This is a genomic window from Mesorhizobium sp. M4A.F.Ca.ET.050.02.1.1 (assembly GCF_003997725.1).
Lineage (GTDB): Bacteria > Pseudomonadota > Alphaproteobacteria > Rhizobiales > Rhizobiaceae > Mesorhizobium.
The window spans coordinates 1-814 of sequence record NZ_RZSG01001331.1 but is presented as its reverse complement, the minus strand read 5'-3'; the positions used below and the strand labels follow the sequence as shown (position 1 = coordinate 814).

General features: G+C 64.1%; 1 pseudogene. It reads left to right on the top strand.

Features of this window, described 5'->3' with window-relative positions:
• Positions 1-179 precede the first annotated feature (179 nt).
• Positions 180-814: pseudogene (locus EOA33_RS37295) on the top strand (hypothetical protein); the annotation flags it as partial.

Here is an 814-nt window from a genome sequence, read left to right as displayed (position 1 = left end):
GCTTCGCCCAAGACTGTCACCAACTTGTGAAACTGTTCTGCAACAGCGGCGCCGAAATTTATGGAAGCTTAACGAAATCAGTATGAATCGGTATAATCGCGCCTTACATCCGCCATGCGGTGGGCGTGACCGTCTAGCGGCGCGGAACGGGAGCCGGTTCACAACCGGAGCGGGTGATCATGAAAATTTTCGGAAACACGGCCTGCGTGATGCCGCTTGCGGTTGCCGCGACGCTGGCTCTCGGCGCCCCGCAGGCGAACGCGCAAGGCCTGTTCGACATGCTGTTCGGTGGCGGCGTCCGGCATAACCCGCAAGGCGAATTCCCGCCGCCGCCCAAGCCGAGACCCAGCAAGGTGCCAGCCGGCGGTGGCTCCAGGATCAGCAGCCCGTCCTACTACACCTACAAGGCCGACCGTCTCGTGCGCGTCAACTTTTCAGCGTTGGTGCCGGCGCCGGCGACTGTGGCGGCGCAGGATGCCGCCTTCGTGCCGTCTGTCGCCAGCGATGCCTTCCGCGAGGCGATCGCCGGACTGGGTGACTATGAGCTTTATGCTGAGCCCGACATCGCCAAGGCGCTGATCGCCTACTACTCGGCCAATCCGGATTTCATCTGGGTGACCGGAACCGCCCCCAACAGCCGTGCGCAGGACGCGGTGCGGGTGCTAGGCGAGGCGGCAAGCTATGGCCTGACGCCAGCCGACTACACGGTCGACATTCCGGCCGCATCATCCTCGGCCAGCGCGGACGAGCGCCTGAAGGAACTCGTCCGCTTCGAGATGGCGCTGTCGGCGCGCGTGCTGCGCTATGCCCATGA